The 19,708-nt window shown below is 36.0% G+C and carries 17 protein-coding genes; 8 read left to right on the forward strand and 9 right to left on the reverse strand.

The features are described from left to right. Positions 1-3: 3 nt before the first annotated feature. From AC2A07_RS04105 to gyrB, 4 genes are all read right to left on the reverse strand, one after another. Positions 4-828: a DUF3298 and DUF4163 domain-containing protein gene (locus tag AC2A07_RS04105; RefSeq protein ID WP_484049337.1), complete on the reverse strand. Its 825-nt coding sequence runs from the start codon at positions 826-828 to the stop codon at positions 4-6. A 79-nt stretch (positions 829-907) separates the two neighbouring features. Then, a complete protein-coding gene (locus AC2A07_RS04110; protein ID WP_484049338.1) occupies positions 908-2,845 on the reverse strand; it encodes a transglutaminase domain-containing protein in 1,938 nt (645 codons plus the stop codon). Position 2,846: 1 nt separating this feature from the next. Continuing rightward, the gene (locus AC2A07_RS04115) at positions 2,847-4,742 is read right to left on the reverse strand and encodes a DUF3857 domain-containing protein (RefSeq protein WP_484049339.1); all 1,896 of its coding nucleotides are present in this window, start codon (positions 4,740-4,742) and stop codon (positions 2,847-2,849) included. A gap of 140 nt (positions 4,743-4,882) precedes the next feature. After that, entirely contained in the window at positions 4,883-6,817 is a 1,935-nt protein-coding gene (gene gyrB, locus AC2A07_RS04120) for a DNA topoisomerase (ATP-hydrolyzing) subunit B (protein WP_314496413.1), read from the reverse strand. 231 nt (positions 6,818-7,048) lie between these two features. Between gyrB and AC2A07_RS04125 the strand changes: the two genes are divergently transcribed. Together AC2A07_RS04125 and AC2A07_RS04130 are read left to right on the forward strand one after the other, a co-directional pair. Next, positions 7,049-8,398, forward strand: coding sequence for a cytochrome ubiquinol oxidase subunit I (locus AC2A07_RS04125; RefSeq protein ID WP_484049340.1), 1,350 nt, complete (start codon positions 7,049-7,051; stop codon positions 8,396-8,398). Further along, on the forward strand, positions 8,395-9,402 hold the full coding sequence (locus AC2A07_RS04130) for a cytochrome d ubiquinol oxidase subunit II (RefSeq protein ID WP_484049341.1): 1,008 nt from the start codon (positions 8,395-8,397) through the stop codon (positions 9,400-9,402). Before AC2A07_RS04125 ends, AC2A07_RS04130 begins: the two co-directional genes overlap by 4 nt. A gap of 94 nt (positions 9,403-9,496) precedes the next feature. On the opposite strand, the gene AC2A07_RS04135 is transcribed toward AC2A07_RS04130, so the two are convergent. From AC2A07_RS04135 to AC2A07_RS04155, 5 genes are all read right to left on the reverse strand, one after another. Continuing rightward, positions 9,497-10,276, reverse strand: coding sequence for an OmpA family protein (locus AC2A07_RS04135; RefSeq protein ID WP_484049342.1), 780 nt, complete (start codon positions 10,274-10,276; stop codon positions 9,497-9,499). 209 nt (positions 10,277-10,485) lie between these two features. Then, the gene (lysS, locus tag AC2A07_RS04140; protein WP_484049343.1) at positions 10,486-12,186 is read right to left on the reverse strand and encodes a lysine--tRNA ligase; all 1,701 of its coding nucleotides are present in this window, start codon (positions 12,184-12,186) and stop codon (positions 10,486-10,488) included. 212 nt (positions 12,187-12,398) lie between these two features. Next, complete coding sequence (gene rlmF, locus AC2A07_RS04145) at positions 12,399-13,304, reverse strand: 23S rRNA (adenine(1618)-N(6))-methyltransferase RlmF (RefSeq protein WP_314496427.1); 906 nt, start codon at positions 13,302-13,304, stop codon at positions 12,399-12,401. Between the two features lie 3 nt (positions 13,305-13,307). Further along, positions 13,308-13,670 carry a c-type cytochrome gene (locus AC2A07_RS04150; RefSeq protein ID WP_484049344.1) on the reverse strand — a complete coding sequence of 121 codons (363 nt, stop codon included), beginning with the start codon at positions 13,668-13,670 and terminating at the stop codon, positions 13,308-13,310. After that, entirely contained in the window at positions 13,670-13,882 is a 213-nt protein-coding gene (locus AC2A07_RS04155; RefSeq protein WP_314496430.1) for a hypothetical protein, read from the reverse strand. The genes AC2A07_RS04150 and AC2A07_RS04155 overlap by 1 nt, the downstream gene beginning before the upstream one ends. Before the next feature lie 145 nt (positions 13,883-14,027). Here AC2A07_RS04155 and AC2A07_RS04160 point away from each other — a divergent pair, with 145 nt between their 5' ends. From AC2A07_RS04160 to trpC, 6 genes are all read left to right on the forward strand, one after another. After that, positions 14,028-14,711 (forward strand): hypothetical protein, encoded by a 684-nt coding sequence (locus AC2A07_RS04160; protein WP_484049345.1) that lies wholly within the window; start codon positions 14,028-14,030, stop codon positions 14,709-14,711. 223 nt (positions 14,712-14,934) lie between these two features. Beyond that, positions 14,935-16,359 (forward strand): chorismate-binding protein, encoded by a 1,425-nt coding sequence (locus AC2A07_RS04165; RefSeq protein WP_314496435.1) that lies wholly within the window; start codon positions 14,935-14,937, stop codon positions 16,357-16,359. A 50-nt stretch (positions 16,360-16,409) separates the two neighbouring features. Next, positions 16,410-17,024, forward strand: coding sequence for a glutamine amidotransferase-related protein (locus AC2A07_RS04170; RefSeq protein WP_314496438.1), 615 nt, complete (start codon positions 16,410-16,412; stop codon positions 17,022-17,024). Between the two features lie 49 nt (positions 17,025-17,073). Then, positions 17,074-17,712, forward strand: coding sequence for a hypothetical protein (locus tag AC2A07_RS04175; protein WP_314496440.1), 639 nt, complete (start codon positions 17,074-17,076; stop codon positions 17,710-17,712). Between the two features lie 6 nt (positions 17,713-17,718). After that, positions 17,719-18,708: an anthranilate phosphoribosyltransferase gene (gene trpD, locus AC2A07_RS04180; protein WP_314496442.1), complete on the forward strand. Its 990-nt coding sequence runs from the start codon at positions 17,719-17,721 to the stop codon at positions 18,706-18,708. A gap of 146 nt (positions 18,709-18,854) precedes the next feature. Beyond that, on the forward strand, positions 18,855-19,634 hold the full coding sequence (trpC, locus tag AC2A07_RS04185) for an indole-3-glycerol phosphate synthase TrpC (protein ID WP_484049346.1): 780 nt from the start codon (positions 18,855-18,857) through the stop codon (positions 19,632-19,634). Positions 19,635-19,708: the final 74 nt, after the last annotated feature.

The following is a 19,708-nucleotide window of genomic DNA, read 5'->3' on the forward strand; positions in this document are numbered from 1 at the left end:
ATATTAATTAATTTTCATTCTATCTTTAAACTGGGGTGTAAGGGTTCCTTTCAGTTCCTCCCACGGAACAGGAATAACAATATCTCCTGCTGCATACGCTGCGATTTCGTAAGGACTGTAATGGAAATAAAGATTTTTTTCATCAAAATAAAAATTTTCGTTAGCAGGTATTGTTTCCAGTAACAGCATATCTGAATTTTTCACCGCTCCCTGAGAATCAGTAGTTCCGCTTGGCATCGTATCTATGTTTTTGAGCAGAAGAGCTTCTAATCTCCCCTTAGGCATGGTTGTGATATCTTTCAGTTCCAGTTTTCTGTTCGTTTTTAAATCAAAAACACGCTCCGCAAAACCATAGTTCCCATGAGCTCCCCCCTCATAAGATGAATATAAATATTCTATCTGAAGAAAATCGTTGTAATGAGATTTCAGTTTCATAAACGAACCCGAATCCCAGGTCTGCTGACGTTCTATATCTGCAATCCAGTCGTTATCTTTATTTTTCACAGAAGCAAAATATTCATTTTTATCTCTTTCAATATAATCCTGAAGCCCTTGTTTTGAATAATCTGTAATCCCTTTCCTGTCAAAATAGATACTGTCCAGCAGTGCCTTATCTTTTATTGATTGAAAGACCAGCATTTTAGATTCATATTTCATGGTAAGCAAATTATTAACTTTTGATGAGTCGCTTAGTTTCACAGAATCGATGGTAAATTGGGCAGGTTCCACTTTTTCTGTCTGACCGACCATATTCTTAGAATCTTTTTTATTACATGATGAAACGGCGAAAAAAATAGACAGCATTAGGTAAAAGGTCGTCTTTTTCATATTTTATTATTTGGGTGATCAATGCAAAAACCATTCAAAAGATGAATGGTTTTTAAATATTTCAATTAATATTCGGAATTTATTTTTTAATCAGACTCATGACCTGATTTTCTGAATCCGAAATTACTTTCCAAATCTGCTTGAATGCAGGATAATATTCTTTAGGATAATCTGCGCTTGCAATCTTATATGATGAAACGGTGACAATTTTATTACCTTTCTTTTCTACAACGTAAGAATAACTAATTTCTTTATCGTCTGTGACGATCTTTTTACTTTTGGGAAGATCAACCACATCATAACCTTCCGGAATTTCAATTTCTACCGTTTTTGTTGTACTGATCGGAGAAATAAAATCAATCATATACTTTCTCTCTTCCTGCTGATCAAAATCACTGGAATTCTGATGTAAAAATAATAATGGATTGATGATTTTTTTCTTTCCAATATTATCAATCATATTGTTAGACGTAAATTTCATTGTCGACTCAAAATTACCATCTTCTAAAACTTTTGGCTGGACCTCTGAGAAATCAACTGAAAAATTTTCTTTGTATTGCTTTTTATAGTTATCGGGATTTTCGTCATAACTTTCCTTTGCATTCAGAGCCAACAGTCCATGATCTCTATCCTCATATATTCCTGTTACCATACCGTCATCATCAATTTTGGCCTTCATAGTTTTATAAACATGACTCATTCTTATATTATTCAGGGAAATAACTTCAGCCTTTTCATCTTTTAAAATAAGTCCGTTACTATTCCAGACTCTGCCAGGAAGTATCCCTTCTTTTGACTGTTTGGATGTTGCATCATAGAGATAAGTGTTTTTATCAATTTGTACAGCGGCAATTACATAATTGAAATTTCCTATATTAGGAAATGAAAGATTTACCAAACCGTTTCTCACTGTTGAGATCAAAATAGGATATGCTTTCAGTCCTTCGCTCCTCATTGCATTAATCAGCATAAGATTAAGATCACCCGTATTTCCTGTTTTTGTCTTGGCGAGCTCTTTAATACCATTTTCTGTATAAAACCCATTCATCTGGTTCCATGTAAATGTATTTTTAACAAAATCAAAAATAGCATTTGCTTTTTTTAATTGATCATTTTCTTGAGAAATCGTTTTTGGAAGCAGATCTTTGGGCAGTTTATTTTTCTTATATTGCATTCCAAAATTCTCATGATCCCAAAGTGTTTTCCTAATATCTTCCCATGTAGATGTGAAATTCTTTAATGTATTATTAACAAATATAGAGTGAAGTTCTGCTCTTAATTTCGTTCTGTAGTTATCATTATTTTTTACAAATTTTTCAGTTTTAAATCCTTTTACGTTTTCATAAGCAAATCTATATGTCTTAGAATCTGAGCCGTACAAAAATTCATTTCCTACATTTCTGTATTTTGGAATCAGATTACCCGTAAAATCTACATGATAAGACATATTTGAAGGTGAATCCAGGACATATTCTGTGTATAGAGAAGGAGTATTTAATTCAATATATATCAAAGGTATCTCATAGATAAAAGGTGAAAAAACTTCGTATTGATATTCAATCACAGATCCATTTTTAATATTAGGAAATGCAAATTTATTTATGGTTACGTATTTATTTTCTTTCGATTTAAATTTTGAGCTTTTATCAATTTTAGTTTCTTCAATCTTATCATTTTCAAGATTATAAACATATGCTTTTATAGAATTCAAGCTTTCTTTGCTTCCTGAACTACTTTCCTCTAACGGAATTTCAAGATTTAACCAGTCTTCAGATTTATCTTTATCATAAATTTTCACCCGGTACGCATACTTTTTAACTAGCTGTGCGGTGTAAGGATCTACACGGTAATGTACAGAACGGTAAAGAATTTCTGTCGGAGCCTTTTCGTCAATTCCTGATTTTGATTTTTTTAAATCTTCAACAGTCAGTTTTGGCATTTTCAGAAACTCATGTTTTTGTGCTAGAAGCGTTATATTTGCAGCGCATACACAAACAATAAAAATAAGTTTTTTCATCTTATGATTTTTTAGATATTAAAATTTTTGAATTATCAGCACTCATCATTTTTTTTCTGAAACTCACGTAATCGTTATATTTTTCCTTTGAATAAATTCCTTTCTTAATATTAACATGTCTTTTTACAATGATTTTATCCTCTTTTTTCTCAAAAGAAAGGAGATAAGTTCCGAAATCTGATGTGAGCAGTCCATTCTGAGGCATCTCTTCAACAATATAATTCAAAGGAATCTGATATATAATCTCGTAATCATCTTCATAAGAGAATCTGTTTTCAAAAGGAAGCTGACGATTTTCATCAGTATGGTAGTAACCTGTTGAACTTATAGGAACGGCTCTGAAAATAAAACTGTCACCCATTACTTTTGAGTAATTCGAAGCTTTGAAGTTTAAATCAAAATTTATTGATGCCAAATCTTTGTTGTTAACAAAATTGTTCATCTCAATATTTTCAAAGTTAAGGCTTGAAAACTTAGATTTTAATGCTTCATTTTTATCTTTTTGAGAAAGTGAAACATAAGATAAATTAAAATCATACTGATTTCCGGTATAAGAAAACGTTCCTTCTCCAGAAATAGTTTTGTCCGGATTGATTTTAATTTTTAAAATCTGTTTTTCTTTACTTTGCTGGGAAGTATAGGAAGGAGTTTCCATGATATCGATTCCTGTGGATTTTACAGCCAAAACATTTCTGTCCGTGGTGCTATAATTCAAATGGTTATAAGCAATATCCTGTGACGTATTTTCCAGCCAGATATTTCCTTTTTCTGTCGGAATGACCAGGATCGCATGATTACCTCCCATTTTTGGAAAATCAACATCAAAACTTACCGGTGAAGAATTGGAATTAATGATTGCATAGTAAGACGGAATTCCTGCTTCATCCAAAAGCGTTTTCATATAATTAGTAAGCCCTTTGCAATCGCCATATCCCTTTTTCTGAACTTCATCCGGCATCATAGGCTGCCATCCTCCGATTCCCAAAGCCACAAAAATATATCTGGTTTTGCTCTGCATGTACTGATAGATTTTTTTCACTTTCTCTTCGGTACTCCCTGACAGATTAAGCGCAGCAATCTCTGATTTAATTTGCGGAGTAGATACGGATACGGGTGTCAGGAGATTGTTGTAGTACCAAAGTCCGAAATCTTTCCAGGAAGTAATATTTCCCTTTTTTCCTACAAGATTAAACTGATCCAGTGAAAAACTTACTTTTGGCAGTATTTTCTGCGGATTGGGAACGAGTTCAATATTGTCAATTGCCGGAACATTTTGATATATGTATATCTTATCGGTTCCATTATCGGTAATTTCGGCAGCAGCATATTTATAGGGGGATTCATAAATTTTTGACCGTAAATTTATCCCGGATCTGTTAATAATCTTAAAACTGCTTTTTTCTAAAGATATATTGTACGCATTAAAAGGTGTGAAATCAGGAATAAAAATGGTATTCTGATCTTTCTGATCATAGCTGAATTCTACAGTATACGGAAATGAGGAAGGGGTATATGGCAGGACCATTACCCTGCTGTTTGAGTAAAATGTTCCCTGAGAGTTAGCCGCCATATCATTAAAATCACTTTTAGAGTAACTTTTCAGCTTTGCTCCTTTCTCATCAAAGACCGTAACCTTTATATTTGAGATCACATCTCCTTTTTCATAAAATATTTTAGGAATCGAATAGCTGACTGCATCCTTATTTAAAATAGTAACTGCGGAAAAATTTCTGTAGACAATCTCGTCAATCTTATTGATTTCTACTACAGTATTTTCATTTCGGATAACTACGCTGGCATTTTTCTTTAAATTTTCACTGATATCAGAAACGGGATAGCTTTGTGCGTAATATATAGATACAAGGGAAAAAGCACCTACACATAAAATTTTCATCATATTTTAATTTTGCCCAAAAATATAAAAAAAATCCTAACAAAATGTTAAAACAATATTATGAACATAGGATTTAAGAGTTTTCAATCAAAAAAAAGACTCCATCAGAATGGAGTCTCTAAAATATTATTTACAACAAGGTATTAAACATCAATTTTCGCATATTTCGCGTTCTTTTCAATAAATTCTCTTCGTGGCGGAACCTCATCTCCCATCAACATTGAGAAGACACTGTCTGCTTCAACGGCATTATCAATCGTTACCTGCTTCAGAATTCTGTGGTCAGGATTCAATGTTGTTTCCCAAAGCTGTTCAGGGTTCATTTCACCAAGACCTTTATACCGCTGAACTTCCACCCCTTTTCCATCCGGAGCCATTTCCAAAGTAAATTCTTCACGCTCTTTTTCGTTGTAGGCATATACTTTTTTGTTCCCCTTCTTTAATAAATATAAAGGCGGCTGAGCAATATAGATATATCCGTTCTCGATCAGTTCTTTCATAAATCTGAAGAAAAATGTAAGAATCAAAGTTGAAATGTGCGAACCATCGATATCGGCATCGGTCATAATCACTACTTTATGATATCTTAACTTCGCCATATTAAGAGCCTTGCTGTCTTCTTCAGTTCCTACGGAAACTCCAAGAGCGGTATAGATATTCTTGATCTCTTCATTATCGTATACTTTATGAAGCATTGATTTCTCAACATTCAGAATCTTACCTCTTAATGGAAGAATTGCCTGGAAATGTCTGTCTCTTCCCTGCTTTGCGGTTCCACCTGCCGAATCTCCCTCGACTAAGAACAGTTCAGACTCTGCAGGATCCTTTGAAGAACAGTCAGATAATTTTCCCGGTAACCCGGAACCTCCCATAGGAGATTTTCTCTGCACCATTTCACGGGCCTTTTTCGCAGCCTGTCTCGCTTTGGCAGCTAAAACAACTTTCTGTACGATGATTTTGGCTTCGTTTGGATTTTCTTCCAGGAAGTTGCTCAACATTTCACCAACAATTTTATCAACTGCACCTGAAACTTCAGAGTTTCCTAATTTAGTTTTGGTCTGTCCTTCGAACTGAGGTTCCATCACTTTCACTGAAATCACCGCCGTAAGACCTTCACGGAAGTCATCTCCGGTAATTTCCACTTTTTCTTTGGCAGGAATTCCTAAATCGTCAGCATATTTCTTTAATGTTCTTGTCAAAGCACGTCTGAAACCTGCTAAGTGAGTTCCTCCCTCATGTGTATTAATATTGTTGACATAAGAGTGAAGGTTTTCACTGAATGAGGTATTATAGCGCATGGCAACTTCCACCGGTATATCATCTCTCTCACCCTCCATGAAAATGACGTTTTCCATAATCGCTTCACGGTTTCCGTCGATATATTCTACAAATTCCTTTAAGCCTCCGTCAGAATGAAAAATTTCAAAAGCAAATGTACCGTCGTCATTAGGCTCTCTTTCGTCAACTAAGGTAATGGTAATTCCCCTGTTCAGGAAAGCAAGTTCACGGAGTCTTGCAGCAAGCGTATCATAATTATAAACCAATTCCTGAAAAATAGTTCCGTCCGGCTGAAAGAAAACCTCAGTTCCTCTTTCGTCAGTAGTTCCTATTTCAGCAACATCTGCCAGCGCCTTTCCTTCAGAATATTTCTGCTGGTATAATTTACCGTCACGGCTTACTGTAGCAATCAGCAGGGTTGAAAGTGCATTCACACAGGAAACCCCTACGCCGTGCAGACCACCGGATACTTTATAGGAATCTTTATCAAATTTTCCACCCGCTCCGATTTTGGTCATTACAACCTCTAGAGCTGATTTTTGTTCTTTTTCGTGAAAATCTACAGGAATCCCTCTACCATTATCTTTTACAGAAATACTTTCTCCTTTGTGAATGGTCACTAATATGGTATCACAGTGTCCTGCCAGAGCTTCGTCAATCGAGTTATCCACTACCTCATAAACCAAATGATGAAGACCTCTTACTCCTACATCTCCAATGTACATAGATGGTCTTAGACGAACGTGCTCCATGCCTTCTAATGCCTGGATGCTACTAGCTGTATATTGTTTTTGACTCATATAAATTGAATAAAATTTGCTTAATGCAAAGACCCACAAATATCGTGATTTTTTTCGACTTATGAAAGTTAATTCCTTCTAAAAAACAGGAGAATCTATCAATAAAAACAGGAAATTTAATTTTATAAAAACAATAAAGTTACGAAGCGTAGATCAAATAATTACAATGTTTTAAATCATATAATGTTACCCTAATTTTATACGTAACTTTCAGCTGGAAAAATTGATATTATGGATGATTTCATCGCTGCACGTGCTCAAATGGCGCTTTCTCTCGGTTTTCACATTATTTTCGCCTGCGTAGGAATGGTTATGCCATTTTTGATGGCATTTGCTCATTGGAAGTACCTGAAGACTGGTAATGAAATCTATAAAGGCCTTACAAAAGCATGGAGCAAAGGTGTGGCTATACTTTTTGCTACTGGAGCTGTATCCGGAACGATGCTTTCATTCGAACTGGGATTACTCTGGCCGGGATTTATGAAACATGCCGGACCTATTTTCGGGATGCCGTTCTCATTAGAAGGAACTGCATTTTTTATTGAAGCGATTGCTATAGGATTTTTTCTTTACGGCTGGGATAAATTTAATAAATGGTTTCACTGGTTCTGCGGTTTCCTGGTAGGATTAAGCGGATTAGCATCTGGAATTCTGGTTGTTGCAGCCAATGCATGGATGAATTCTCCAGCCGGTTTCGATTATATTAATGGAGAATATGTCAATATAGACCCTATCAAAGCAATGTTTAACGAAGCATGGTTTCCACAGGCATTACACATGACAGTGGCTGCTTTTTGTGCCACGGGTTTTGCTGTTGCCGGTGTACATGCATTCTTAATTATGAAAGGAAAAAATGTCGATTTTCACACAAAAGCATTCAGAATTGCTGCTGCTTTTGCCATGATCGGTGCATTTGGAGCACCTTTAAGCGGTGATGTTGCTGCAAAATCTGTTGCTGAGAGACAGCCGATCAAATTAGCAGCTATGGAAGCCCATTTTGAAACTGAAAAGGGTGCAGCATTCGTTATTGGTGGAATTCCTGATGAAGAAAAAGGAGAAATTAAATATGCTTTGAAAATTCCGAAAGTGTTAAGTTTTCTGGCAACCAATGATTTTAATGCAGAAATAAAAGGTCTTAATGATTTTCCAAAAGATGAATGGCCGCCCGTTGCAGTTGTACATTACGCTTTTCAGATTATGATATTCTTTGGAGTGATCATGATTTCCATTGGAAGTTTTTATCTATATGCTTTCTTCTTCAAAAAAGACTGGTTGAATAAAAATTGGTTGTTAAAAACATTTCTTTTTGCAACACCTTTTGGCTACATCGCACTGGAAGCAGGATGGACGGTTACCGAGGTCGGAAGACAGCCCTGGATCATTTACGGAATCATGAAAACCGTTGATGCCGTAACACCGATGCCTGGAATACAGTACTCATTTTACTTTTTCACCGCCATCTTTATTTCATTATCATTAATTATTGTCTTTTTGCTGAGGAGACAGATTCAGATGGTACCGAAACTTTATGACCCAACAGATGTGCAGTTTAATAGTAATTCTAAAAACAAAAAATCATGATTTACGTAGTAATTGGTTTTCTATGGCTTTCAGTCTGTCTCTATGTCATTCTGGGTGGCGCAGATTTCGGAGCGGGAATAGTAGAATTAATGACCAAAAAGAAAAACAGAAAGTACACCGAAAAAATAATGTATGAATCGATTGCTCCTGTATGGGAGGCCAATCATATGTGGCTGATTATTGCTATCGTAATCCTGTTTGTCGGATTCCCGGAAATTTACACGACTATGTCTACTTATTTACATATCCCGTTGGTCATGATGCTTGTTGGAATTATCGCGAGGGGAACCGCTTTTACTTTCAGGCATTATGATGCTGTAGAAGACAGATGGCAGATCATTTATACCCAGATTTTCTATTATGCCAGCCTTTTAACTCCATTTTTCTTAGGTTTAATTGCAGCTGCAACCGTTTCCCAGTCGATCAATCCTGATTCAAATAATTTTTTGGATCTGTATGTTTTCAGCTGGCTTAACTGGTTTGGCATTGCTGTAGGACTGTTTACGGTATCACTGTGTGCCTATCTGGCATCTGTTTTTTCCTTGCGGGAAATCAGTGACCGTTTAGAACTCACGTTAATGATCAAAAAGACACAGCAAACAATGGTTTTTGTAGTGATTGCGGGATTACTGGTATTCATAACCGCTTATTTTTCTGGAATTCCTTTGGTAAAATGGGTATTTTCAAAACCATTGGGCGTGATGTCTATAACTTTTGCAACCGTTTCTTTAGGTCTGATTTTAAGAGCACTGCATAACAGAAAATTACTTCCGGTAAGAGCACTGGCAGGATTTCAGATCATTATGATTTTGGTTGCTGCAACCTATCAGCATAATCCGGATATTATTTTGTTGGGTAACGGACAGCATCTCTCTTTACTGAAGCATATTGCAGCTCCCAAAACGATTTCAGCATTGGGCTGGGCATTGATTTTAGGATCATTATTTATTTTACCTTTTTTATTTTATCTGATGTTTTCATTTTCAAAGGCATCAAAGAAATGATCCGAATATTTCATTAACAAGCAAAATTGATTTAAGGACGGAATTAAAAATGCAAAAAAGACAATTTGATCGAAATAACAATTTTAAGTTGTAATTATTTTTTAATTAAAACCAATTCTACACGTCTGTTTTTAGTGCGGTCTTCTTCTGTAACCTCCGGAAAAATGACCGGATTGAGATGACCTCTTCCCTCTGCTCTGATGCGTTGTGAATCAATTCCCATTTTAACCAAAAACTCTTTTATAGAATCAGCTCTGGTAAAAGAAAGATTGAATGTTCCCAAATCCTGGTCTTCACCGTCAAAATTCTCATAATCACAACAAATATGACCTTGGAGTTCAACCTCTAATGTTGGATTGTCTTTTAAAATTTTTAAAAGCTGATCTATTTTCGGTTTTGCTTTGGGAAGCCAGACGTGACGGCCGCCAATAAAATTGATATCGGGAAGTGAAAATGTGTCTTTCACTTTCATAGTCTCTATTTTTGTATCAAAAAAACTGGGATATTGTTTTCTGGAAATCTTTTCGCCAACAGCCAACGGTTTCTCAATAAAAATATCTACACGACGGTTTCTTGCCTGCAAAATTTCTGTACTGTTGTCGTTGACCTGTTTCGAAATCCCTAAACCCACCGAGCTGGAAAGTTTACCATTTTTTCCGATCCGTTTTTGTAAATATTCAGTGACTGTTTTAGCTCGCCGGTCAGAAAGTATTTTGTTTGCCTCTGCATTTCCAAGTGGGTTGGCATTGCCGAAAATTCTGAAAGTGAGATGAGATTTTAATTGAGCTAAACTGTCGAGTTTCTTCTGTGACTCTCTGTTTAAATCGAAAGAATTGTTTTTGAAATAAATAGATGTAAGTGTTTGTGCTTCCATTTTAAAACAAAACAGAAGAATAAAAAAAGGCACAAAATATTTCATCTCCAATTGGTTTTATTAAAAACGGAAATTTACCGTTTTATTGTTTACACCCGCAAATAAAAAAATCTTACTTTGTAAATTACATCATAATCTTCTCGCACTAAAATAAAAAAAAGCAGACTTTTTAGTCTGCTTAGATTATTTGTATGTTTTTTAAACTGATTCTAAACCAGCTTCATTAAAACACTGTCATCAATTTTTTCAACCTTCACCAGGTTGTTCTTAGTTAAAGTTTTAGATGCTTTATCCCATTTTTTACCTGACAACTGACTTCTCTCTTTCACTTCAGCCAGAGAAAACACCTCTTCACGAGAATTTAAAATCTCCAGAATCACTTTTTCATCTTCTCCCAATTCTACCTGAGGAACCGTTTTTTCCGGCTTCATTTGTGGGAAGAACAATACTTCCTGAATAGATGCATTGTCAGTCAAGAACATAATTAATCTGTCCATCCCAATCCCCATACCTGAAGTTGGCGGCATTCCGTATTCCAAAGCTCTCAGGAAGTCCTCATCAATAAACTGTCCTGCCTCATCATCGCCTTTCTCGGCTAATTTCAGCTGATCTTCAAAACGTTCTCTCTGATCAATCGGGTCATTTAATTCTGAATATGCATTTGCAATTTCTTTACCGCAAACCATCAATTCAAAACGCTCGGTAAGACCTTCCTGACTTCTGTGTTTTTTGGTTAAAGGTGACATTTCTACCGGGTAATCTGTAATGAAAGTCGGCTGAATAAAGTTTCCTTCACATTTTTCACCAAAAATTTCATCGATTAATTTTCCTTTCCCCATGGTTTCATTCACATCGATTCCGATCGATTTAGCAAAATCAAACAGTTCCTGCTCTGATTTTCCGGTAATGTCAAAACCTGTATATTTTTGAATTGCTTCCGTCATTGAAACTCTTGCATAAGGTGCTTTGAAATCAATTTCCTGATCACCAAACTTAGCTTTAGTAGTTCCATTCACAGCGACTGCACAGTGTTCTATCATTTTTTCCGTGAAATCCATCATCCAATAATAGTCTTTATAGGCAACATAGATCTCCATTACTGTAAATTCCGGATTGTGCGTTCTGTCCATCCCTTCATTTCTGAAGTTTTTAGAGAATTCATACACGCCGTCAAAACCGCCAACGATCAGTCTTTTCAGGTACAATTCATTAGCAATTCTCATGTATAAAGGAATATCTAAAGCATTGTGGTGTGTAATAAACGGCCTTGCCGCAGCTCCACCTGGAATCGCCTGTAAAACCGGAGTTTCAACTTCAATATAACCGGCATCATTGAAAAACTGACGCATTGCGGTGTACATTTTTGTTCTCTTCACAAAAGTTTCCTTCACATGAGGATTCACAATTAAATCTACATAACGCTGTCTGTATCTTAATTCAGCATCATTAAAAGCATCATACACCACCCCATTCTCATCAGTTTTTGCCTGTGGAAGCGGTCTTAAAGTTTTCGTTAAAAGCGTGAATTTTTTTACCAAAACAGTCTTTTCACCAACCTGAGTCGTGAACAATTCTCCTTCGATCCCGATGATATCTCCGATATCTAAAAGGTGTTTGTAAACATCGTTGTATAAAGTTTTGTCTTCTCCCGTACATATTTCGTCACGGTTGAAATACACCTGAATTCTGCCTGTCGAATCCTGCAATTCAGCAAAAGAAGCCTTCCCCTGGATACGGCGGGACATCAATCTGCCCGCAATCTTTACCTGTTTACTTTCAGAAAAATTCTGTTTTATAGATTCTGTAGTATCTGTAACCGTATATTCTTCTGCCGGGAATGCGTTGATTCCCATTTCAACAAGCTTAGTCAGCTTTTCTCTTCTAATGATTTCCTGTTCTGATAATTGCATTATAATTCAATTTTTTCGAATTGCAAAAATAGTGAATTTTAAGGGTTTATGAAACTTGAATTTATTTAAATTGCAAAGTCATTTTTTTTATCAGGGCTGAAATTATTTTTTTAAAAGTTGGCTAATCAAAATCTCTTATTTTTTAAGGCGAAATTTAGCGTTTGAAATGAAAAATACTGAAAGGTTGAAGTGATCAGTAAATCATATCCCATTTATTTAGAATTAAATGACCAGACCAGAATCCTGCTCACTTTCTGACCCTGGGCCATGTCAATCGTTTTTATTTTGGCCGCTTTTCCTTTTTTTAAAAGAGAAGTCAGTTTAAAAAGATTCTCTTTTTTTGAAACCAGACAGGTAAACCACAGAATCTGTGAAGAATAAAGAGTACTTTCTTCAATCATTTTTGAGATAAAAGCAAGTTCACCGCCTTCACACCACAGTTCAGACTGCTGTCCGCTGAAATTGAGATTAGTTTTATGAACTTTAGATTTTTTCAGATTTTTTGTTTTCCTCAGATTGCCTTTCAGCGCAGATTCTTCGGAATCATGGAAAGGAGGATTGCACATTGAAAACGTGAATTTTTCATCAGCTTTAATGATGTTTTTAAAAACACAATCTGAGCCTGGCTGAAGTTTAAGGTGAATACCAGAAGAAAAATCAGGATTTTTATCTCTTATTTTCCGGGCATTCTCCAGAGATTTCTGATTGATCTCTGTCCCGGTCATTTCCCAACCGTAAGACTGACGGGCAATTAACGGGTATATCAGATTGGCTCCGGTTCCGATATCCAAACCTTTTATTGATGAACCTTTTGGAATTTCTTTAGAATTCTCAGCCAGTAAATCGGCAATATAGTGTATATAATCTGCTCTTCCCGGTATTGGCGGACAGAGATTTTCCTCAGGAATATCCCAATCAATAACATTGTAAAAATGCTGTAACAATGCTTTATTAAGCAATTTAACTGCTTTCGGAATACTGAAATTGATGGTTAAATTTCCGTAAGAATTGGTAAAAACATAATGTTTCAGTTCCGGCACACAGGAAATCAGTTTTTCAAAATCGTAAGAATTACGATGTAGATTTCTTGGGTGCAGCCCTGATTTTTCAGCGGTCATGAATTATTTCTTTTGACTGAGAATATATTCCACCATTTTTTTTGCATCAGCCTTTGAAATCTGCGGATGCGGCTGCATCGGAACACTCCCCCATACCCCGCTTCCACCTTCTATAATTTTTGAAGCAAGGATTTCAATATCTTTTTCAGAATACTTTCCGGCTATTTCTTTATAAGAAGGACCAATCAGACGTTCATCAGCATGATGACATGCCATACAGTCAGATGCTTCCATCAAACTCTGCCCTGAAACATTGGCTGAAATTGGTATAGAAGCATCTGATGACGGCTGTATTTCTGAATTTTCTTTTTTAGAACAGGATACAGTAAACAAACTTACCATCCCTGTTAAAAACAGTTTTTTCATTATTTGGCTGCTGCTGTAGAGTCTGTAGACGGTGAAGGAGCCGGAACTGCAGTTGCAGGAGCTGTTTCTGTTTTAGCCGTAGAATCTGTTACAACAGGAGCAGCAGGCTCTTCCAGCATAATATTGCTGTCCTGTAATGATTTGTCAGTTTTTTTTGAGCAGCTTACTGCGAATACACTTCCGATGAATGCGATTGCTAATACTTTTTTCATAGGTGAAATTTTATTTTTTCTATATTATGAAACCAAAAGGTGATCTCATTTTTTAATTTGATGACAAAAATATAAAAATAAACTTTCAAACAAGACAACAGCACGTTTTTTAAATCACATTTCGGAAGATTAGAGATAATTAATAATGATTATATTTAACTATGGTTTTAAAACATCTGATATATCAATCATTTCCGGAATTTTATTTTTCTTCAGTCATCATGGCTTTCTCTCTATCCTGATATTCATTATGTTTTTTGGCATTTTAACCATTATTACCAAAAAGGGATGGTGGCTGATCTTCATCCTTCTACTATCAATTGCCAATAGTATTGCCGGGCAGTTTCTCAATGCCAGGTTTCTGAATAAATTCGGTGTTGAAAGTACCGCAATTATCACCTCTGACATTGAGACTAACTCTATGCTTAACGAACAATACATTCATGATTATGAAGCAATAGTAAAGAAATTGGATGGTCATTACGTTGAAACTTTTTTTTCAACGATGTCTGCAGCAATTTACCCTATTGAAAATACAATCAGGATTCTCCGTGTGGGCTCAGAATTTCCTGTAAAATTCATTCCGGGGTGTGAAAAAAATATCGTTATTCTTTACGGAAAGTTTGAAGAAGGCATAAGGATACAGAAATATGAATTGCAGATTCCTGTCAATTCAGCAAGAATCAAGTATGAGGCTGACCGCACCAACAAAAAATTTATTGAAGAATACATCAAGGCCCTGGAAGATTATCTGAAAGTATATGCCAATGAGGAATACAGCTTAAAAGCCTATGATCTTAAAAAGGAACTTTCCGGTTTGAAAAAATAAATTTTATTTTTTTCTCTTTTTTTGTTTCTGATATTTAAAAAAGTTTTACATTTGTCCCATGATTATTACAAGCAACAAATTTTGGTGGTGGCACTCAAACTCTTCGTCGGGTCTGATGCTATTGTCATGTTGTTAATTAACAACTTGAATCCTATAGAAAACATATAAGACTTTGACGATCGCGTTGAAGTCTTTTTTTTGTTCATTATTTAAAAATTATAAAATGTTTAGCACTACCATCAACATAAAAACCAGTTCAAGAAAATCATTAGGAGATCTGCAGACCCCGATGAATATTTATCTTCAGATAAGAGATAAATTCCGTGATACCATTCTTCTGGAAAGCTCAGATGCAAAGAATATCGATAATAACTTTTCTTTTATTGCGGTCAATGCAATTGCAGGGATAGAAATTAAAAATCATCATGAATTTGAAGTTAAATTCCCTAATGAAAATCCGGAGAAAAAAACACTGGATAATATTAAGGTAACCAATCTCCTACATCATTTTTCCAAAGTTTTTGTCTGTGAAAAAACCCATGATGCGATTGAAGAAACTGCACAGAGCCTTTTTGGATACACCAGTTTTGATGCAGTTCCGTTATTTGAAAATATTCATTTCAAACCTCAGAGCCAGGAAGTGGAAATCCCAATTCTGCGTTACCGGTTGTATCAGTACGTCATTGCCATCAATCATTTTAATGATGAAATGCATCTGATCGAAAATCAGATTGAAGGAGTGAAATCTGAAATGCGTTTACTGGAGGATTTAATTAAAAATAAAAACACGCTTGTATATCCTTTTGAAAAAGAAGGTTCTGAAACTTCAAACCTCACTGATGAAGAATATCTTGATCTGGTAAAAACAGCTCAAAAACACTGTATGAGAGGCGATGTGTTTCAATTGGTACTGAGCAGAAGGTTTGAACAGAAATTTAAGGGAGACGAATTCAATGTGTACCGCGCTTTGAGAAACATCAATCCCTCCCCTTACCTTTTCTTTTTTGATTACGGAAACTATAAATTATTCGGATCAAGCCCTGAAAGCCAGTTGATTATCAAAAATAACAAAGCAATCATTCATCCTATTGCAGGAACATTTAAAAGAAGTGGTGATTTCGAGACCGACCTTCAGTCTGCTGAAGCCTTGAAAAAAGACCCTAAAGAGAACGCAGAACATACGATGCTGGTAGATCTTGCAAGAAATGATCTTGGTAAAATGGGAAAAAATGTAACTGTAACCAAACTAAAGGAAATCCAGCTTTTCTCTCATGTGATCCACATGGTCAGTGAAGTGACCGCTGAGCTTCAGGAAAACACAAACCCTTTTGATATCGTTTCCGCTACTTTTCCTCAGGGAACTTTAAGCGGAGCCCCAAAATATAAGGCACTTCAGCTTATCGATGAATACGAAAAAGACTCGCGTGGATATTATGGAGGCTGTATCGGTATGATCGGTCTTAATGGAGATTGCAATCAGGCGATCATGATCAGAACATTTTTAAGTAAAAACAACACCCTGTTTTATCAGGCAGGAGCAGGCCTGGTAGCTAAATCAGTCGCTGAAAATGAACTGGAAGAGGTCAACAACAAGCTGAATGCTTTGAAAAGAGCAGTTGAAAAAGCTGAAAAATTGGTTATCAGGTAGTCGTTACAGTAGTAATATATTCAGAATCACATTCAATTATAATAAATAAAATGACAAATATATCAGAACTCACAGCCAACAGCCAGCAACCGACAAACAAGGTTCTGGTATTTGATAATTACGACAGCTTTACGTATAATCTTGTTCAGATGATCGAGCAGATCCTGAATCAGAAAGTAGATGTTTACCGTAATGACGAGATCTCTCTGGAAGAAATTGAACGGTATGATAAAATCATTCTTTCTCCGGGACCTGGGATTCCTGAAGAAGCCGGGATCCTTTTGGATTTAATTAAAATGTATGCACCTACCAAAAGTATTCTGGGCGTATGCCTTGGTCAGCAGGCCATTGCTGAAGCATTCGGGGGCAACCTGATTAATCTGACCGAGATTTTCCATGGTGTTGCCACTACTTCCAAAACCATCCGGGAAAATGTTAAATTATTCAAAGAACTGCCGGAAGAAATTGAAGTGGGAAGATATCACAGCTGGGCAGTAAATACGGAAAACTTCCCTGAAGAATTGGAAATCACGGCAGAAGACAAAGATGGAATGATCATGGCTTTACAGCACAGAAGTTATGATGTGCATGGCGTGCAGTTTCATCCGGAAAGCATTTTAACTCCTGACGGAGAAACGATTATCAGAAATTTCCTGTTGAATTAATTTCAAAAAGTTAATGAAAATTTTAAGCTGGAATTTTGAACGCCCAAAAATGAATCAGATTAAAAAAATAAATCAGATTCAGGATTTAGTGCAGTCTGAAGATCCGGATCTTATTTTTGCTGCCGAGAGCAACCTGTGTATAAATTTTGGGAATGAATATTTTATTCTACATTCGGAAGCTCTGCCCTCATTTCATGACGGTCAACATTATTATGAAGGGGAAAACAGAATCAGCATTTATTCTAAATATCCATTCAGGAAAGCCATTGCAACTTACGATTCGCTGACAAGCGTGTGCGGACAGATTGAAACGCCTATGGGCGCATTGACTGTTTACGGAAGCATCATTGGGAGTTTCGGTGGAAGAGGTATTCATTTTAACAGCGACCTTGAGCAGCAGAAAAAAGATATTCAGAGGTTAAAAGGAGATATCTGTTTTTCAGGAGATTTTAATATCTCATTTTCAGGATGGAAATATCCAAGTCTAAAAGTGATCGATGAGACCAAAGATTTCTTTGATACTCAAAATTTAGAAATAGTTACAGAAAACAACGGTAACAGCGTAATCCACACCATTTTTAACAGGGATTTTTTAGCTGATAAAATATACACATCAAAAATAATTGAAATCCAAAGACATCTGTCTGATCATCACCCTGTAGTTTGTGAGGTTTCAAAAAAAAATTAAAAAAACATGAAAGAAATACTAGAATACCTTTTCAATCACCATACTTTATCAAAATCTGAAGCAAAAGCGATTATGATTGAGATTGCACAGGATAAATTCAATACTGCTGAAGTTACCGCTTTCATCAGCATTTTTCTGATGCGGAATATCACCCTGGAAGAACTTGAAGGTTTCAGACAGGCGTTACTGATGATGGCAGTTGAGGTAAATATAGAAGCCGGAAACACCATAGACATCGTTGGAACGGGAGGTGACGGAAAAAACACGATCAACATTTCAACGCTGTCAAGTTTTATCGTTGCAGGCGCAGGACAAAAAGTGACCAAGCACGGCAACTATGGGGCGTCAGCAATTACCGGCTCATCAAATGTGCTGGAAGCTCTGGGATACCAGTTTAAAAAAACTTCTGATGAACTGAATAATGATCTGGAAAAGTCCAATATCTGTTTTCTTCATGCTCCTTATTTTCATCCTGCATTGCAGTCGGTGGGAGCCTTGAGGAAGTCTTTAGGTTTACGTACATTTTTCAATCTGCTGGGGCCGCTGGTTAATCCGGCAAAACCACAGTTTTCTGTGATTGGAGTATATAATTTGGAAATTGCCAGAATTTATCAGTATCTTCTTCAGAAAGACAGCAGGGATTTCGTTTTGGTGCATGGCCTGGATGGATATGATGAAATCAGTTTAACCGGTGACAGCAAAATTATTACAAAAGAAGGAGAATCCATCTATTCATCAAAAGATTTAGGTTTCAGTCCTGTGAATGCTGAACATATTACCGGGGGATCAACAATCCAGGAATCAGCAGAGATTTTCAGAAACATTTTAGAAGGTAACGGCTCGACAGATCAGAATGCAGTGGTATTGGCCAATGCTGCAGTTGCCCTTCATCATACCAAAAAATGGGGAACTTATCAGGAATGTTTACTGCTTGCACAGGAAAGCCTTGAGAGTGGAAAAGCCTTAATCAGTTTAAATAATCTTATCAGAAACTGATTTGGTACGCACTTTTCCTTTCTGGCTACCATAAAGAAAATAAAAACAACAGTGATCGCTACGCAGAACACAGGCACTTCAATATCAATATAAATTTTCGTTCCTTAAAGTCTTGAAGGAATGAGTTGCAAAAACAGGATCAAGAGATGAATATTTTAGATCAAATTATCGAAAGAAAAAAACAGGAAGTAAACGATTCAAAATTGAACACTCCTCTTCATAAGTTAAAGGATTCAGAATTTTACGCAAGAAAAAGTTTTTCTCTGACAGAATCTCTGAAGAATAAAAGCGGAATTATTGCTGAGTTTAAAAGGCAATCTCCCTCAAAAGGGATTATCAATGATAGGGTTCGGCCTTTGGAAGTAGCTTCTGCCTACGAAAATTTTGGAGCATCGGGGATTTCAATCCTTACCGACCGTAATTTTTTTGGAGGAAGTTCTGATGATATTCTGAATGTAAGAAAGCACATCAATATTCCCATTCTCAGAAAGGATTTTATGGTCGATGAATACCAGTTTTATGAAGCTAAAAGTTTAGGTGCCGATGCTGTTTTACTGATTGCAGCCTGCCTCTCCCCGGCTCAGGTTAAGGAATTCACAGAATTGGCGCATGATTTGGATCTGGAGGTTTTGCTTGAAATTCATACAGAAGAAGAACTGAAGCATTTTGCTACTTCAATCGATCTGGTAGGAATTAATAACAGAAATTTAAAAGATTTTAAAGTTGATCTTCAGCATTCCGTTCTTTTAAAAGACCAACTTTCAAAAGAGGTTTTATCTGTAGCAGAAAGCGGCATATATCATATCGATGATTTTAAATATTTAAAAGAAAAAGGATTTGACGGATTTCTGATGGGAGAATATTTTATGAAAAATGAAAATCCGGGGGTGAAATTTGGGGAATTTGTTGATGATTTGAAAATGTAGCAGTTTTTTAATGTAGCAATTGTGTAAAATGTAACAATGTAGCAATTTTTTTAATGTAGCAATTCTGTAGTGTA

Source organism: Chryseobacterium sp. HNCC26DJ238 (assembly GCF_057180465.1).

What these genes read in the sequence shown, in the direction of transcription:
- AC2A07_RS04135 (WP_484049342.1), bottom strand. Translation starts at nt 10,276, where the DNA reads ATGGAAGCACAAACACTTACATCTATTTATTTCAAAAACAATTCTTTC.
- AC2A07_RS04155 (WP_314496430.1), bottom strand. Translation starts at nt 13,882, where the DNA reads ATGAAAAAAGTATTAGCAATCGCATTCATCGGAAGTGTATTCGCAGTA.
- AC2A07_RS04160 (WP_484049345.1), top strand. Translation starts at nt 14,028, where the DNA reads ATGATTATATTTAACTATGGTTTTAAAACATCTGATATATCAATCATT.
- trpD (WP_314496442.1), top strand. Translation starts at nt 17,719, where the DNA reads ATGAAAGAAATACTAGAATACCTTTTCAATCACCATACTTTATCAAAA.
- gyrB (WP_314496413.1), bottom strand. Translation starts at nt 6,817, where the DNA reads ATGAGTCAAAAACAATATACAGCTAGTAGCATCCAGGCATTAGAAGGC.
- AC2A07_RS04110 (WP_484049338.1), bottom strand. Translation starts at nt 2,845, where the DNA reads ATGAAAAAACTTATTTTTATTGTTTGTGTATGCGCTGCAAATATAACG.
- AC2A07_RS04125 (WP_484049340.1), top strand. Translation starts at nt 7,049, where the DNA reads ATGGATGATTTCATCGCTGCACGTGCTCAAATGGCGCTTTCTCTCGGT.
- AC2A07_RS04115 (WP_484049339.1), bottom strand. Translation starts at nt 4,742, where the DNA reads ATGATGAAAATTTTATGTGTAGGTGCTTTTTCCCTTGTATCTATATAT.
- trpC (WP_484049346.1), top strand. Translation starts at nt 18,855, where the DNA reads ATGAATATTTTAGATCAAATTATCGAAAGAAAAAAACAGGAAGTAAAC.
- lysS (WP_484049343.1), bottom strand. Translation starts at nt 12,186, where the DNA reads ATGCAATTATCAGAACAGGAAATCATTAGAAGAGAAAAGCTGACTAAG.
- AC2A07_RS04150 (WP_484049344.1), bottom strand. Translation starts at nt 13,670, where the DNA reads ATGAAAAAACTGTTTTTAACAGGGATGGTAAGTTTGTTTACTGTATCC.
- AC2A07_RS04130 (WP_484049341.1), top strand. Translation starts at nt 8,395, where the DNA reads ATGATTTACGTAGTAATTGGTTTTCTATGGCTTTCAGTCTGTCTCTAT.
- rlmF (WP_314496427.1), bottom strand. Translation starts at nt 13,304, where the DNA reads ATGACCGCTGAAAAATCAGGGCTGCACCCAAGAAATCTACATCGTAAT.
- AC2A07_RS04170 (WP_314496438.1), top strand. Translation starts at nt 16,410, where the DNA reads ATGACAAATATATCAGAACTCACAGCCAACAGCCAGCAACCGACAAAC.
- AC2A07_RS04165 (WP_314496435.1), top strand. Translation starts at nt 14,935, where the DNA reads ATGTTTAGCACTACCATCAACATAAAAACCAGTTCAAGAAAATCATTA.
- AC2A07_RS04105 (WP_484049337.1), bottom strand. Translation starts at nt 828, where the DNA reads ATGAAAAAGACGACCTTTTACCTAATGCTGTCTATTTTTTTCGCCGTT.
- AC2A07_RS04175 (WP_314496440.1), top strand. Translation starts at nt 17,074, where the DNA reads ATGAATCAGATTAAAAAAATAAATCAGATTCAGGATTTAGTGCAGTCT.